Origin of the sequence: Candidatus Acidulodesulfobacterium acidiphilum, assembly GCA_008534395.1 — a bacterium.
GTDB classification, from domain to species: domain Bacteria; phylum SZUA-79; class SZUA-79; order Acidulodesulfobacterales; family Acidulodesulfobacteraceae; genus Acidulodesulfobacterium_A; species Acidulodesulfobacterium_A acidiphilum.
Map to the genome: position 1 here is coordinate 57,700 of SHMQ01000001.1, position 16,466 is coordinate 74,165.

Annotated in this window: 15 protein-coding genes and 1 tRNA gene; 3 read left to right on the forward strand and 13 right to left on the reverse strand. The window is 37.8% G+C overall.

The genetic code is table 11. From position 1 onward, the window contains the following. Nucleotides 1–20: 20 nt before the first annotated feature. The 3 genes from EVJ48_00315 to amrS all read right to left on the reverse strand — a co-directional run bounded on the left by EVJ48_00315 (nt 21) and on the right by amrS (nt 2,013). Nucleotides 21–545, reverse strand: coding sequence for a hypothetical protein (locus tag EVJ48_00315; protein RZV40401.1), 525 nt, complete (start codon nt 543–545; stop codon nt 21–23). A 236-nt stretch (nt 546–781) separates the two neighbouring features. Continuing rightward, nucleotides 782–855 (reverse strand) — tRNA-Gln (locus EVJ48_00320). A 105-nt stretch (nt 856–960) separates the two neighbouring features. Further along, nucleotides 961–2,013 carry an AmmeMemoRadiSam system radical SAM enzyme gene (gene amrS / locus EVJ48_00325; GenBank protein ID RZV40402.1) on the reverse strand — a complete coding sequence of 351 codons (1,053 nt, stop codon included), beginning with the start codon at nt 2,011–2,013 and terminating at the stop codon, nt 961–963. A gap of 255 nt (nt 2,014–2,268) precedes the next feature. Between amrS and EVJ48_00330 the strand changes: the two genes are divergently transcribed. Continuing rightward, the gene (locus EVJ48_00330) at nt 2,269–3,063 is read left to right on the forward strand and encodes an IclR family transcriptional regulator (GenBank protein ID RZV40572.1); all 795 of its coding nucleotides are present in this window, start codon (nt 2,269–2,271) and stop codon (nt 3,061–3,063) included. Between the two features lie 116 nt (nt 3,064–3,179). Further along, on the forward strand, nt 3,180–3,440 hold the full coding sequence (locus EVJ48_00335; GenBank protein ID RZV40403.1) for a hypothetical protein: 261 nt from the start codon (nt 3,180–3,182) through the stop codon (nt 3,438–3,440). A gap of 292 nt (nt 3,441–3,732) precedes the next feature. Here EVJ48_00335 and EVJ48_00340 read toward each other — a convergent pair whose 3' ends face one another. The 7 genes from EVJ48_00340 to EVJ48_00370 form a co-directional block, all read right to left on the reverse strand. After that, nucleotides 3,733–5,403, reverse strand: a complete 1,671-nt coding sequence (locus tag EVJ48_00340; protein ID RZV40404.1) for a ribonuclease J — start codon at nt 5,401–5,403, stop codon at nt 3,733–3,735. 34 nt (nt 5,404–5,437) lie between these two features. Beyond that, nucleotides 5,438–6,232 (reverse strand): 1-acyl-sn-glycerol-3-phosphate acyltransferase, encoded by a 795-nt coding sequence (locus tag EVJ48_00345; GenBank protein ID RZV40405.1) that lies wholly within the window; start codon nt 6,230–6,232, stop codon nt 5,438–5,440. Nucleotides 6,233–6,255: 23 nt separating this feature from the next. Continuing rightward, on the reverse strand, nt 6,256–6,561 hold the full coding sequence (locus EVJ48_00350) for a hypothetical protein (protein ID RZV40406.1): 306 nt from the start codon (nt 6,559–6,561) through the stop codon (nt 6,256–6,258). Nucleotides 6,562–6,761: 200 nt separating this feature from the next. Beyond that, complete coding sequence (locus tag EVJ48_00355) at nt 6,762–10,604, reverse strand: hypothetical protein (protein RZV40407.1); 3,843 nt, start codon at nt 10,602–10,604, stop codon at nt 6,762–6,764. An 80-nt stretch (nt 10,605–10,684) separates the two neighbouring features. Then, nucleotides 10,685–11,371, reverse strand: a complete 687-nt coding sequence (locus EVJ48_00360; GenBank protein ID RZV40408.1) for a hypothetical protein — start codon at nt 11,369–11,371, stop codon at nt 10,685–10,687. Between the two features lie 24 nt (nt 11,372–11,395). Further along, entirely contained in the window at nt 11,396–12,541 is a 1,146-nt protein-coding gene (locus tag EVJ48_00365; protein RZV40409.1) for a hypothetical protein, read from the reverse strand. Nucleotides 12,542–12,550: 9 nt separating this feature from the next. Beyond that, on the reverse strand, nt 12,551–13,102 hold the full coding sequence (locus tag EVJ48_00370) for a hypothetical protein (protein ID RZV40410.1): 552 nt from the start codon (nt 13,100–13,102) through the stop codon (nt 12,551–12,553). A gap of 295 nt (nt 13,103–13,397) precedes the next feature. On the opposite strand from EVJ48_00370, the gene ssb reads away from it, so the two are divergent. Next, nucleotides 13,398–13,889, forward strand: a complete 492-nt coding sequence (ssb, locus tag EVJ48_00375; GenBank protein ID RZV40411.1) for a single-stranded DNA-binding protein — start codon at nt 13,398–13,400, stop codon at nt 13,887–13,889. Between the two features lie 86 nt (nt 13,890–13,975). On the opposite strand, the gene glnA is transcribed toward ssb, so the two are convergent. The 3 genes from glnA to EVJ48_00390 all read right to left on the reverse strand — a co-directional run bounded on the left by glnA (nt 13,976) and on the right by EVJ48_00390 (nt 16,441). Next, complete coding sequence (gene glnA / locus EVJ48_00380) at nt 13,976–15,388, reverse strand: type I glutamate--ammonia ligase (GenBank protein ID RZV40412.1); 1,413 nt, start codon at nt 15,386–15,388, stop codon at nt 13,976–13,978. 72 nt (nt 15,389–15,460) lie between these two features. Next, the gene (locus EVJ48_00385) at nt 15,461–15,799 is read right to left on the reverse strand and encodes a P-II family nitrogen regulator (protein ID RZV40413.1); all 339 of its coding nucleotides are present in this window, start codon (nt 15,797–15,799) and stop codon (nt 15,461–15,463) included. A gap of 156 nt (nt 15,800–15,955) precedes the next feature. Beyond that, complete coding sequence (locus EVJ48_00390) at nt 15,956–16,441, reverse strand: YajQ family cyclic di-GMP-binding protein (protein RZV40414.1); 486 nt, start codon at nt 16,439–16,441, stop codon at nt 15,956–15,958. Nucleotides 16,442–16,466 lie beyond the last annotated feature (25 nt).

Consider the following 16,466-nt stretch of genomic DNA (forward strand, 5'->3'; position numbering starts at 1 on the left):
TATAAGTTTTACTTATTTTTTTAAAACCTCATCATCTCTTCTAACTTTATCCCGTTAAGCACATATACAAATACCGTCCCGACGTAAGCTCCAGTCTTTGCTATTATTCTGTATCCGTAATAATTAGCGGTCGCTTTGCCGTATTGTCTTGCCTGTTGGATAGTATTATTGATAACAGGTTTAATACCTTTTGGCAAATTATCCCAGCCAGCCATATTGGTGTTTTTAACCTCTGCGATATTACCGCCGCATATCTTGTAATTTTCGACAGCCCAATATGCAGGTTTCGGAAAGCCCTGCGTGCGTCTTATAATGCTTATGAGTTTACAGCCCGACATAGTCGTAGTTAAAGGCAAAGCGTTATAGGTATAAGCTCCGCTGACATAAGTATAAGGACTGCCGGTATTATACACCCGCATCGCAAGTTTATTAAAATTATGGTCGGACTGGTTGTAGGGCGGGCTTAGGACGGAAAAAGCGCAAACAGAGTTTGCGGAAAATATGACAAGCGAAAGTATTAATATTTTTATTTGCTTTTTAATCATATCTATCCTATTCCTATATTAATATATGCGATTGTCGGTCGGACTGACTTATATTACTTTACCAATAATATATAATATCAAATTTTTAATTAAAAGAACTAATTTTTTGAAAAAATAAAACGATTATCTTTTCCGTATTGAATATCTTGCCGTAAAGAATATTAAAATCGGTTGATTTAGAAATTACGTCAAGGTAGGATATTGTCTGAAATGCCTTATTTACTGCGGTTTTTAAATGGCTGGGGGAGAAGGATTCGAACCTCCGTAATGGGAGTCAGAGTCCCAGGTCCTGCCGCTAGACGATCCCCCAATTTAAATTTCTTGGAATGAATAGCTGAATAATATTTACAAAATAGATTATATAATATTGCGGTACTTTAATTCAAGAAAATTTTATATTAAAGATAATTTTATATTAAAATACGCCGTAAATTTTATATCCGCAGAATTTGCATTTTCCTTCGCCCGCTTCGTCGGCCGCTTTAATCACGTTATTTTCCAGAATATTATAACCCTGCCTCTTTATTAAAAGTTTTCCGCAGGAAGGACAGGACGTATCTTCATAGCCGTTCAAACGTATATTTCCGGCATAAATATAACTCAATCCTGCCGACTTACCGATATTATAGGCATTTATTATCGTTTCTTCCTCGGTTACGCGTCCGTCCTGCATCTTGTATAAAGGGAAAAACCGCGAAATATGCCACGGCAGATTTTTATCTACCGAAACTATAAAATCCGCTATTTTTTTAATTTCTTCATCATTGTTATTGTATTCGTCTATTAAAAGGGTAGTCAGCTCTAAATGCACGCCGTTTTTATGAAACAGTTTTACCGATTCAAGCACCGGCTCAAGTCTTCCGCCGCATATTCTCCTGTAGCTCGTATCGTTAAAAAATTTAATATCGACGTTTGCGGCATCTAAAAGTCCTTTTGCCGCATTTATGGATTCTTCCGTATAATATCCGTTGGTAACGAAAATATTTTTTAATCCTTTTTTATGAGCTATCTCCATGACGTCTAAACTATAATCGAAAAAAACAGCGGGGTCGGTATAGGTGTATGAAATCGATTTGCAGTTTGCTTTTAATGCATTTTCTACGACGTCTTCGGGCGGCGTTTTTTCCAGGCTTTTAAAATATTCAAGATACTGCTCAAAATTTTCGTCCCTGTATGTTTGAGATATGTCTGCGTTCTGACAGCCTAAACACCTGAAGTTGCATCCTGGGGAAGCGATTGAATAAGAACCCGTTCCCGGCATAAAATGAAAAAGCGGTTTTTTTTCTACCGGGTCTACGCTCTTTGCTACTAAGATACCGTAATTTATAGTGTATAGAACGCCGCCTATGTTTGCGATTGTTTTGCAAACGCCCGTCATGCCTTTTTTAATTTTACATTTATGGGCGCATATAAGACATTGCACAAAATCGTCGGATTCCAATTTATGGTAAAGCCTGATAGCGTTCATTTTTAATTAATTATCAATTAATTTATAATTTAATTTTAACCGATTACTATTATATCATAGCGTCTTAAACTAATTATCCTATATTAATTATACATCAAATTTTTAAATTATTTCCTAGATATATATTTTAAAATTGCATTTTATTTTTTATTTATGTAAAATTAATTTCAAGTTTAAATTTTTAAAAATAAAATTTGTTAAAAGATTAAAGGTGCAAATATGCTTAATAAAAATAAAAAGGATATGGAAAAAACTATCAAAAAAAAGGATAAAACAAATTATCTCATTAAAACGGTTTTAAACTCTTTAGATTTATTAGAAGCATTTAAAGGAGATAAGTCCGAACTCGGAGTAAGCGAACTGAGTAAAATCCTAAAACTCCACAAAAATAAAATTTTCAGGCTCCTTGCTACTTTAGAATATATGGGCTATATAGAACAGGACCCGTTCACCGAAAATTACCGTTTAGGTCTTAAAAGCTTAGAGTTAGGCCAGTCGTTCATTAATCACCTTAGACTTTTGAGCATAGCAAAACCGGTAATGAAAGAATTGGTCGATAAAATAAAAGAATCTGCTTACGTAGGGGTAATAAGGGAAAAAAATCTTATTTATCTCGATATAGTAGAAGCAGATCAGGTTTTAAGGGTAGCATCAAGGGTAGGCAATATGCTTCCAGTTTACGCTTCGGCTATAGGCAAATGTCAAATAGCTTTTGAGTCGAGAGAAAATATAGAAAAAATTTTACCCGAAAAACTTAAAGCTTTTACTAAAAATACTATAACCGATAAAGAAAAACTGTTCAAAGAATTAGAAAAAGTAAAGGTTCAAGGTTACGCCATAGACAACGAAGAGCTTGACGAAGGCATTATCTGCATCGGCGCTCCCCTGAGAGATTATACCACCCATATAATAGGCGGAATATCTATTTCCGCTCCGGTAATAAGAACTACGCCCGAAAAACTAAAAAATATGTTTATTCCGCTGACCATAGAAGCAAGCAATAAGATTTCCGAAAAATTAGGTTACGAAATAGGTAAAAAATACGTTTAATTTATAAATCCTTTTATTTTAATTTTATAATCCGTTATGCAATTTGAATTTTAGTCAGATTAGGTTTATAATATTTATATAAGTATAATTAAACGTATCGAAATAAGGAGGTTAAAATGCTTTCAAAAGACGAAAAATCTTTCTGGGAAAAAAGGTCTGAATTCAGGCATAAAATAGTCGATGGAATTTACGACAGAATTCCGGTCGACGTCGTAGAGCATCTCGGCAATGCAAATAAAGAATTTATATTTGCTATCGAAGGAGTTTTCAACGGTTTCGTCAAAAGAATTGACGACAGAATCGCAAAAACAAAAGAGCGCAGAACCAACGCAGAAAAGAGCGTAACTAAAGAAGAAAACGGCAAAGACAACGATTAATAATAAAAACGGCAATACGTTTTAATTTTTTCATATATATAATAAAAACGTATTGCCGGTATCCGCCGTACGGCTTAAAAGCAAAAATCGCAAAAGTTATGTTATTTGCTTTTTGATTTTGCAGGTTTGCTTTTAGATGTAGAAGCGGCTTTTTTGGATGCGCATGCCATTTTTTATCACCTCCGTAAGTTATCTATTTATTAAACGGAATATTTAATAATTATCTTTAATAATTATTAACTTTTAAATAGATTATACCACATTAAAATGGAAATATTTAATCCGAAACAAATTAAATCTCTGTAATCATAGGGAAGATAAAAGGATGCCTGTCGATATTTTTATTTAAATATTTTTTCAAGGCCTTTCTAATATCGTCTTTAACTTTTACCCAATCGACGTTTTCTTTTTCTCTTTTTTGATTTTCTTCTATAACGTTCATGACTAATTTATGAAGAATTTCGTTTAATTCCTTAAAGTAGTCTTCAAAAACGAAACCTTTGGAAACGATATCAGGACCGGAAATTATATTGGACGTTTTGGAATCCACTACAAGCTGTACTATAATCATTCCGTTTTCGGAAAGATGCGCCCGCTCTTTAAGAGTATGTGCGCCGACGTCGCCGATTCCTTTGCCGTCCACGAAAATTCTGCCGGAATAAACATCTGCGCCTCTCATACATTCAGATCCTTCATTAAATTCAAGACTGTTTCCGTTTTCGAGGACAAAAACATTCGATGGCGAAATCCCTGAATTTACGGCAAGTTTTTTATGCTGATAAAGATGTTTTAATTCTCCGTGTACCGGAATAAAATATTTAGGTTTCACTATATTTATCATAAATTTAAGTTCTTCTTTGCTGGCATGCCCGGATACATGTATCTCCGATATGTTTTCGTAATAAACTTCGGCTCCTCTTTTATAAAGATTATTTATTATTTTGGATATAGCTTTTTCGTTTCCGGGAATAAACTTAGAAGACATTAAAACAAGGTCGTTAGGCTTAATTTTAACATACTTATGGTCGTCGACCGAAATTCTGGACAGCGCAGACATTGCTTCGCCTTGCGTTCCGGTCGTCAGTATTAAAAGTTCTTCCGGCTTGTAATAGCCGATAGTTTCTTCGTCTATTAAAATATCTTCGGGAATGCTTAAATAGCCCAATTTTCTGGCTACCTTCGTGTACGTCATAAGGCTTCTTCCGCTGAATATAACCTTTTTATTAAACTCGGCGGCAAGCGAAAGCAGTTCCGAAATTCTGTGAATATTGGAGGCAAAAAGAGCTACTATAATTCTGGTTTCGTTATCCCTGAAAATATTTCTGAAAGTTTTTTTTATATCGTTTTCCGATATCGTAAATCCCTCTTTTTCTATATTGGTAGAATCCGAAAATAATGCTAAAACGCCTCTATCCCCGTAATATGCAAGCCTGTTAATATCCGTTGCGGCATCTTTTTCGAGCGTCTGGTCTAATTTAAAATCACCCGTATGTATAATGGTTCCTACAGGAGTTTTTATTGCAAGGCTTGCTCCGTCTATTATAGAATGCGCTACCCTTATAAATTCTATTTCAAAATCGCCGAGAGTAATCGTATTTCCGGTTTTGACGGTGAAAAGAGATACTTTAAAAGGCAGGTCGTGTTCTTTTAGTTTTTCTTCAAGTATTCCAAGAGTAAAGGGCGTGCCGAATATCGGAATGTTAAACTCCCTTAACACATACGGTATGGCGCCTATATGGTCTTCGTGCCCGTGGGTAAGAACGATTCCTCTAATTTTTTTCTTTTTTTCGGGGTCGTATAAATATCTTATGTCGGGAATTACCATGTCTATTCCCAGCATGTAATCCTCCGGAAACATAATTCCGGAATCTACTATTATAATGTCTTTTTCGGTCTCGTAAACCATCATATTGAGACCTATTTCGCCGAGTCCGCCGAGAGGTATTACTTTTAACTTAGGCATTTATTTTTATATTTTTATTTTTTTTATTAGTTAATTAATTTACAACGTCGTTAATTTTATCATCTGATGCTTTTTTATTCAAGACCTCTAGTATTTCGTCTTCTATCGTTTTGATTATATCGTCTTCTTTGCCGGACGTAAAATTCTTTTTCTTTTCGGATGCTTCAATAGGCTTTAAAATATGAAGTTCGACTTTTTGTCCGGGATGGATTGTAAGGCTGTTTTTCCTTAAAATATTTACCGTACCTTTAATAACGACTGGAAGAACGGTCGGATTGCCCTGTTTCAAAAACATATTGAGCCCGCCTTTTTTAAAACTTAAAAGTTTTCCGTCCAAAGACCTTGTACCTTCGGGAAAAATGAGTATGGAGGTTTTGTTTTTAATGAGTTCGGTAGATTTTTTAACGCTTTTTAGCGCTCTTCTTAAATTTTCCCTGTCTATAGCAATATATCCGAGTCTTTTCATAGCCCAACCGAGGAAAGGTATTTTAAAAAGCGATGCTTTTGCAATAAATTTAAAATTTAAATCGAGCGAAGCTAGTAAAACGAATATGTCGAAATAACTCTGGTGGTTAGGCGTAATAATATAAGATTTCTGCGAAGATATATTTTCGGCGCCTGTGACGTCAACCTTTATCATGCAGGCTTTTAATATAACTTTTGCCCATAATTTTGCAATACTCTGTGAGGTATCTTCGCTAAAAGACGAAACTATAACGGCTAATATCCCTGAAATCATCGTGAGCATGGTTATAACTGCCCAAAAATATAAACTTAAAAGAAAATCCGTTATCATGCTCTTTCGTATAAAAACTAAATAACCCTCCATTTGTACTAAAGATAGGTTTATTGTTAGAATAATGCTTCATGAATTTCGGTTGCGACAAGCTCCCCGCTTGAATTCTTAACGGCTAAAATTTTAACCGTTTCACCCTTGGTAAAAGACGAGCAGGAAACGGTTTGCATATTCATCGTGCTTCCGTCGGACATAGGGGCTTTGCATACGGTTGAACCCGTAATAATGCAGGTTGCACCATTATACAGTGTTATGGACGAACTGCTTATATTTTTAATCGTACCGGCAAAAGAATATGTCCCATAAGCCGGTTTTACTATTACAGTACCGGTTGCTAAAATCAATACGGGTTTTGACTTCATTGACAACCGGTTAGCGCCTAAAACGGTTGTGGGAATACTTAATGTTATAAATGCAATAACAAATAGTCTTATTAAAAATCTTTTTTCCCCAAATATCATCATCTTACTCCTTCCTTATTAATTAAAAATTATACCTTATAAACCGCCGTTCCTGCAAAAGCAGGAACACGTTCTAATATTCCACTCTTCTAAATAAATATTTACGGTAACCCGAACCATGATGTCGGCGTAATGTTGGCAACAGGACCTGGAACATACTCCGTAATAACTTTCCCTGTGGAAGTTGTCACGATAAGAGTATTGCCAGATATAACCGGAGCCGAAGGCACTCCTTCTCCAAGGTTGATAGATTGTTCCGTAGATGAAGTAGGAGTTGAACCGGAGCCGGTTATCGGTTCCGAAATAGTTCCGTTGCTTTCGATTGCGCTTCCCCCGTTAGTATAATAAACGGCATAAAGCCGACCCGTGCCCTGTCCGCAAGATGTAGAGGATGGAGCATATGTAGTAAAATATACGATATTATCATAAACTACAGGGGAAGATACGACTCTTTCATTGGTGTGAGGCAAATCTATTACCCATCCGACATCTCCGTTAGAAATTACCGATAAATTTGTTGTTGTAGTACTAGTTCCACTTGAATTTGTAGTTGTTTTGGTCACGGTTTCGCTTGTATTAGTTGCATTATAAAGGTTAGTTTCCGAATAAGGAGCACCCGACGGACATGTGCCGACCGGGGTTACAGTGGTTTGTCCGGTATCTATGCCTATAAGTTCATTCGTATTTGCACTTGTAGTGTTATTTAAATCTGCCCTATTGCCGGTTCCAAAAAAAAGCCAAAAATTATTAGAAACATCATTTGTGGTCGCCGGCGGATAAAAAATATTAAGTGGTGAATTGGAAGCAAAAATTCTGCATCCTGTCCAGTTTGATTTCCCGCTGGAAGCATACGGCATAGTATAATCTGGAATATCGAAAGCCCACATCTGTCCTCCTAAATCCCCTACATAAAAGGCTTCAATCCTGCCGTTAGGACTAAAAATAGGCGAAACAGCTGAAGGTATCGAATATTTCATATTGGCATCATCTGCACTGTCGAATTTCCATAATACCTGCTCATAGGCATAATTTGGTGTCGTCGTAGAAGAAATATTAACTGGATTTGGCGATGCATAAAGAGCATAAACAGCATTACCCGCCGAAGTCGAAGTAGAAGTATAATAGCCGCCGCCTGTAAACCCCGCATATATTTTAGCATATTCGGGGTCATTTAAAGGATTATTTGCGCAAATCCCGTTCGTGGAAGTAGAATAAGGCAGGCATACATACGATATTACAGGCTTTGACCACGTATATCCCATATTGCCGTCAGGATTGCTGGAAGAAGAGTAAGCGTCGGAAAAATCCCATAACGGGTCAGGATAACTACTGCCTGAAGGATTTGTAAGGCCTAAGGCATAATAACTCATTCCGCCGTTTCTTTCTCCGCCTATTAAGATTGTATGCCAGCTGTCATTAATAAATGCGCTGTTAGAACTATTTGCACTGTTAGAGCTAAGAACTCCGTTAACGACAAAAAGATTATTGAAATATACGTCGGAAACGGAAGGCGTAGAATCTACAAAAAAAGGCGTAGAGGAACTTAAAGAATTGGCATACCACTGAGGAAGTTCCGTCAACAAATTGGGAGGAATATAACCAAAAATTTCCTGTCCGTTATTCGCATTAAATCCATGCAGCATTCCGTCGTTTGCTCCGACTACAAGAACAGGAGTACGTCCGCTGTTACTATTTGCAAAAGCCTGATACGATGGAACCGAAAAATATGGAAAGACCGAAGGCGACCCTATAAAAACAGGGTCGGAATGATAAATCGCTCCTAATTTCCAGTCGGTATATGGACTTCCAAGATTTGCGCCAGGATTCAAAACAAACGGGATTACATTATCTGTTGCGTTTGCCGTAGTCGTTCCCATTAATGTTGCCAACGCAGAAGATTCTGACGTATTAAAAGCCAGCGGGGAGGTCTGCCCGTTGCTCGAATCTAATTCCGAAGTTAAAATATTTCTATTTGAATTACCCGTTAATTGCTCTCCCGCCGACCATATTGAATCGCCGGTATTTACTTCTATATCCCCTACAGGACAAGTTGCAATGGTATCATTTGGATTCGAACATGTTTCGGCGACGACGCCGTTTGGACCGACAAGCTCGCCGGATGAATTAAGCTCGAATTCGAATAAATTGCCTTCGCCCCATAAGCGGTGAGGCATAGACGGCGTAAAATTAGCGTAATACACATCGTTATTCGAACCGTAAACCTGATGTATTACCGGAGACGTGAAAGATTCTGTTTGAGACTGGATTTGTTTTAATATATTGGTGAGATACTGCACTAAAACCGAATAATTGTTAGCAAGGTAAACGGTGCCGGAAACGGTTATGCCGTTAGATAACGTATTTAAAGAGTTAGAAAGAGTTATGGTGGTAGAAGTTCCTGAATTATCGTAAATACTTGTTACGGTAGCGCAGTCGCTCGGACTATTATACGTCATGCTATAGTTATTATCGGCTTCGCAGGTTACGCTGGTATCGCCGTTGTCCGAAACGGTGTCTCCTACAATAATGCCGTTTGTAGTAGGATTCGAACCTATATTGAGCGTGTCCGGCGTTGTACCCTGCTTTGCCGCAAAATTTAACGTCGGCGTCGCTCCGCCGCTAGATACGGTATAATATTCATTAGGGTCTATGCCAGCACCCGCGTCTGCCATTTCTTGAAGATAACTGGTAGGATTGGTCGGACTGTAGCCAAAACCGACCATATAGGTTACAATCGGTTTTTTTATTTTTTGCGTGCTACTTGAACCACCGAGATTGTAAATATCATAAACTTCCAAAGGAGTTTGATTGCTAGGAATACCGTTAATGTTACCGTTAGAGCATGATGTGTTGACAATATTCGGAGGAATATCGTCCGCATTCCAGTCGCATCCCATATTTGCCTCTCCGTCCGTCACTATTATCGAAAAATACCTTAAACACTCGTTTGCCGAACTGCTTGAACTGCTACTGCTGTTTGTTATCGCATTGTCAAAAAACTCGTACATATCGGCAACGGAATCCGACATAGGCGTGCCTCCGCCTGCTTTAAGCCCAGAAATAGGCGTATCTGCCGGGTTTAAGCTATTGCTTCCGTATATCTCACTTGTCCATAAAAGGTTATTAATATCGCTATTTACTATTGTTCCGCTTTGAAAAGGCTGTGCAACGTTAACGCTTGCAGTTCCCGTCCCCAGAGTCCCTCCGCTTTGCACTGGAAAATATAAATACCATGGACTAAGACTCGAAATTACTGAAGAACGAGGAGGCAGATAGTTCGTTATATATCGTCTGTAATCATATGACACAAAATAGTAAGTTACGCCTCCGCTTTGGAACATGCCTTTAGGATAGCCGCAATATTTCCCTCTCCCTTCAACATCTACAAAAGGATAATTATTATTCAGAATCTTTTTACTAATGTTTGAATAATAAGCGCCGGATTCATCAGGGGTTCCTGTACCTCCTAAACTTAAAGAATAATGCTGTAAATTCGAAGGATTTGTAAATGTTGCATCGTCTGAATATACACAGTATTTCGTCTGCCCGAAGTTGCTATTTTGTTGAAATGAAGCAAAGGCAAAATTCATATCGGAAAAATTGCTTACGACGCCTCCTATCGCAAGTTTTGCATTATAAATCTTTGAAAAAAAGGAGTTAGAACCCGGAGCCCATACTTTACTAGCGCCGCTTCCCGCCCAGCTTTCCGGAGGATCGTACAGGCCATTTGTTCCGTAATTTTGCTGCTGATTCCACATCATAGAGCCTGATGTATCTAAAAATATTAAAATATTCGCATTATTTGTGATAAGAGTACCTTGCGCAAAAGCAGTATTAAATATCATCGCTGTCATATATACCGAAGTTAAAATTGCAAATATGAAAATTCGGTAAATAAATCCTTTTAAAAATAACATTACATTATTTTTAAATACCTTTAACATGGTTTTCTCCTTCTTTTAATTATAATAATACATACGCCCTTATTATTTATAGCTGCAATTTGTTTTAATCATAAATAAATCTAACCACCCTCATTCAAAGGTCCATACTTAAACGTCATACCCGTATGGGCGGTTACGGACGGCTTATTGCTGTTTATAATATCTTGACTTATTACGTCTATTTGACCTTTATAAAAATAAAAATTATTTCCATATCCTTTAGCATTGCCGTAACTGCCAAAATAACTAAAACCGATTTGCCCGTTGTTTTGGGGAAGATTATCCGGGTTTACAATATTACTATTTGTAACCGGAATTATATTGCTCGAGGATAAAGACTGACAGGTTATCCCATTTGAAACTGAAGGAACGGGAGCCATATAAATATTATACGTGTTGTTTATTTCTACGTTTGTCTGGTTGCCGTTTGCTAATTTAAGCGGACTGCACAGAGCAGCCGGATTCTCTACGGTGTAATAATAATATCCCGGCAAAGGCATACCTGCTATGCCTACTCCGGCATCTACGCCTTGATTAGTTCCTATTTGAGACAATATTATATCCGCCGCAGAATTAGATACATTAACCGTATACTGATTAACAATATTGTTTCCGGCATTAATAATATCCGTGCCGGTAGTTTCGATAGCTACCGCCGCCAATATACCCAGAATTGCGATAACCAATATTACCGTTAAAAGCGCTATACCGTTATTGTTACTTATTATATTGCTTCTGACTTTGTTTTTTACAATTCTATTTTTCATAACTGCCGCCGAATAATCAAAAAATTAACTGCCGTAATAAACATTCCTTAAAAAAACATTAGAACTAAGCGTTTTTGAAACGTTTGTCCCTGTGCCGACATTTGGTGCCGTATGCACGCTGTAAGCAGGGGAATCGGATATTGCGACGTCGGATTCCCCCGTAATAGATAAAAGATAAAGATAGCTCAGCTGGGTCGTAGAATTTAACTGATTTAACGACGTAACGCTAAATCCTGTTATATAATTGTCGAGTTTAATAATCGTATTAGGAGCGCAAACAAGGGTGGGAGGGGCTATATTATTCGTTGGATTATACGGCGGCTGTATATCGCATTCATATAATGCGCCCGGCTCGCTATAAGGAGAATATGGAGCATTAAATATATATGGCGGCGCCGGTTGTATCCAGTAAAACAAAACCTGAACTATCGTCTGCTGGGTAGAAGAATTCATTAAAACTGTTCCGCCGGATATATTATCGGGGGGGACCGGGTTTGGATTACCGGAGCACACTCCGCCTCCGTTTCCGGGATTGATCTGAATCTTACCGGCAGCCGGCTGTACATTTGTTATACATACCCCGTCTATAGCACCAGCAGGCGTTGAAACAAGTATATTTTCGCCTATAAAAAAGTTATTAATATTGCATTGCGGCGACACGTTAAATTCTGCCGCGCCCCCCGGCGGATTGCCTCCGGCATTAACAGCCGTTAAAGTACAAGCATTTGCATTGTTAGGAGACAAAGGCGAGTAAGGCGGCGAATAATAAGTTGTCATGACTTCGAAAGTCGGAGTGGGGCTAACCGAAAGTATATTCCCGTTAGATTCTTCTATTTCTACATTATAAGGACCGGCAGGAATAGATGCAGACGAAGGAATTTGTACGGACGGAATTGACGCAGATTGATTAAAAAGATTCTGTCCATAATCGAATCCGGCCATACGCAGCGAATACCTGACCGTATTAAATGCCGTATTTAATCTTTGCTGTTCGGTCGAAACAGACCTGTTCAGCCTTATAACGCCGGATTGCGTGAGCAAAATAAATCCTGCCGCCGCAACAACAATAAGAGAAATAGCAAGAGCAATTATGAGCTCTACTGCGGTCAGTCCCTTACTGTTTAACTTAATGATATATCTTAATTTTTTTAAACCGCTTAATATTTTCATAATAACTTATCAGATAGTATCATATAATGTAATAATATGTTCGCCGATATTATTCCCTGCATTCCCAACATTATAAGCATTATACCAACTTACCTGAACTTTTGCATTTATTAATGAAGGTGAAATTGAATTATATGCTAAATTAATTGTGACGATATAAGGAATAGTAACGCCAAGCCCTGCAGATGCAGGAGAATCCGGCGCCGCACCTCCTACTGCTAAAACTGGATTTATACAGGATGTAACCGAATTTCTAGAATCGGGATTCAATACGACTGGAGAAACGGTGTAAGTGTAAGTCCCTGGTAGAGCAGAAATGCCCCAGTTTGTTAAATTATTATTAATTCCGGTCACTCCGAGGCAGTTTAGCTGGCTGACCTCGGCCTGCGCTATAGCCGTAGCGGTATTTATCTTGCCGGCCGTAGCATTGTTATTAGTAAGGTCTATAGAAAGCGCCATTACTCCCAGAAACCCGACGGTGAGAATGACCATAGCTATCATTACCTCAAGAAGAGAAGCACCGTTGCGGTTTTTTATCGATACGCAATTTTTCATATGCATTCTATAAAATTTTATTTTAAAAATTCTATTTTTGTTTTATATAAATAATTATATCATTGTACAAAAAAAAGTCAAAATTTATTAATTTATTATATAACTTAATAAAAAATTGTAACCGAAACGTAACATAAACGAAATATAAATTTAACAAAAATGTAACATAAATTTAACTTGCCAAATTGCTTTACTTAATTTATCATAACTTTATTGCATTAAAATATTGGATTAAAATTTTTATCTATTTTATCTATTTATTATCCTTTAACTTCATTAAATTATTCATTTTGGAGGTTGTATGGCAAGTTTAAACAAAGTAATGCTTATAGGCAATCTTGGAAAAGACCCTGAATTAAGGTACACGCCGGACGGTTTGGCTATTTTAAAGTTTTCCATTGCGACGTCGGAGTATTATAACGATAAATCCGGCAATAAAACGGAAAAAACTACTTGGCACAATGTAGTAGTATTCGGAAAGATAGCTCAAACTCTTGCAAACTATCTTAACAAGGGAAAACAAGTTTTCGTAGAAGGCAGAATTAATAACCGTTCTTACGATAAACAGGACGGAACTAAAGGATATATAAGCGAGGTAATCGCTAACAATATCGTTCTGCTCGGCGCAAAAGGCGGCAGCGGCGGCGCTGAACCGGCAGATGCCGATTACGGGCAGGTCTCAAACGATTATGGCTATGCGGCACAAAACGGCGGCAGTTCTTACGGCGCCGGCTCCGCAAATACCGGCGGGACGTCAAACCAGCCGGGCGAGGACGACGATATTCCGTTTTAAAAACAGCGGCGGGTATAAATTTATAATTTATGCCCGCCTCGCCTTATACTAAATAAATAAACTTTTTACGCTGATTACTTTAACTATTAAACATCATAATACAGCGCAAATTCGTAAGGAACCGGCCTCATGCGGACGGGATTTACGTCGTTTTCCATTTTGCGTTCAATCAATGCCTGTATTAAATCTTCCGTAAATACTTCCCCTTCAAGTAAAAATTTATGATCTTTATCAAGTTCTTTAAGCGCATCTTCAAGAGAGCCTGGGGCTACCGGAATATTTTTTAGCTCTTTTTTAGACAGAGTAAACAGGTCTTTATCGACTGGATTACCTGGTTTTATTTTATTTTTAATTCCGTCTAAGCCTGCCATAAGAAGCGCAGAAAATGCAATATATCCGTTTGCGGTCGGGTCCGGCGTCCTGTATTCTATCCTTTTCGCTTTGGGAGAGTTGGAATACATAGGAATTCTTATGGCTGCGCTTCTATTTCTTGAAGAGTAGACAAAATTTACGGGAGCTTCAAAACCCGGCACGAGTCTTTTATAGGAATTTGTAGTAGGATTTGTAAATGCGCATAACGCCTTTGCATGTTTCAATATTCCGCCGATATAATAAAGAGCCAGTTCGGAAAGTCCGGCATATTCTTTTCCGGGGAAAAGGGGCTGTCCGTTTTTCCATAAAGACTGGTGGACGTGCATACCCGAACCGTTGTCGCCAAAAAGCGGTTTAGGCATAAAAGTAGCCGTCTTATCGTATCTTTTTGCGACGTTTTTAATTATGTATTTAAACCACATAAAATTATCGCCCATAGCGGTTAAAGAATTAAATCTCATATCTATTTCAGCCTGTCCTCCGGTTGCAACCTCATGGTGTGCCGCTTCGACCCTGATTCCTACGTTCTGAAGCTCAAGAGCCATTTCGTTTCTGATATCGGTCTGGCTGTCTATAGGAGAAGCCGGAAAATAACCTTCTTTATGTCTGGGTTTATGACCGAGATTCGGCATTTCGTCCCTTCCGGTATTCCAAGTGCCTTCTTCAGAATCTATATAGTAATATCCGCTGTTTGACGTCTGGTCGTATCTTATATCGTCGAAAATAAAAAATTCCGCTTCAGGTCCGAAATAAGCCGTATCGGCGATACCGGTAGATTTTAAGTATTCTTCGGCTTTCTTGGCAATATAGCGCGGGTCCCTGTCGTAAAACTTTCCGGTAACCGGATCCTTTATATTGCATATCAAAGACAGGGTTTTTGCTTCTATAAAGTTATCTATAACGGCACTGGAAGGGTCGGGTATCATAAGCATATCGGATGCGTCTATCGCCTGCCATCCCCTGATGCTTGAACCGTCAAATCCAAAGCCGTCTTTAAAAGTATCTTTTGAAAATTCGCTTACCGGTACCGTAAAATGCTGCCAAGTCCCCAGAAGGTCGCAAAACTTTACGTCTATGAACTGCACCTCCTGCTCTTTAATAAACTGCATAACTTCGTTTTCGGTCATTTCTCCTCCAAAAAATTAAAATTAATTATTATTATATTATAGTGCCGGAATTTAATTCCGGCACTATCACAACTATAACGCTTCGTCGCCTCTTTCGCCCGTTCTTATTCTTATGGCATCTTCGACTGACGATACGAATATCTTTCCGTCTCCTATTCTGCCGGTTTTTGCGCTTGTCGTAATAGTCTCTATTACGACTGCAAGCCTGTCGTCGGGAACTACGACTTCTATTTTGACTTTAGGTATAAAATCTACGACATATTCGGCTCCCCTGTAAAGTTCGGTATGCCCTTTCTGTCTGCCGTATCCCTTAACCTCCGTTACGGTCAATCCCTGTATTCCTATTTTACTTAGAGACTCTTTAACGTCGTCGAGTTTAAAGGGTTTAAATATAGCCTCAATTTTTTTCATTATTCCTCCCTTTTAAAATTTAAAGCAAAAAATATGCCGTAAATAAACTTATAAGCAAATCAAACTATATTAAAGCCTGTATCATAAAATTATTTATATATTTTGTATAAAAAATATGCAATAAAAAAGATATTGCTTAAAAAATAACCATTAAATTTAATCCCTGAAATTAATATATATCAATTCTATATCTATCGGAAAAGCTTTTAAATGGGCAATAATATTTTGAAGCTCGTCCTTAGATTTTGAATTGACGCGCAGATGGTCTTTAAGGTTTTCAACTCCTGCTTTGGGCGCTATTTTTTTTATTTCCTGTATAATTTTCTTTGAAGACTCTTTATCGACTCCTTCTTTAATTTCTACTTCCTGCCGCATCATTCCTTTGGACGCTTCCTCTTTTTTCTTAAAATCCAAAAATTTAACGGAAACTCCGCGTTTTATAAGTTTGCCTTTTAATATATCTATAACGGCGGTCAGTTTGTAATCGTCGTCGCCCAAAAGAGTAATGATGTTATCCTGGCGCTTAATTTCGCTTTTGGTTCCTTTAAAATCGTATCTGCCGGTTATTTCTTTTATAGCCTGATTAATTGCATTGTCGACTTCCTGCATATCGGCTTTTGACGCTATATCGAAAGAAGGCACGATATTCTCCTTTTTTTATTATTAA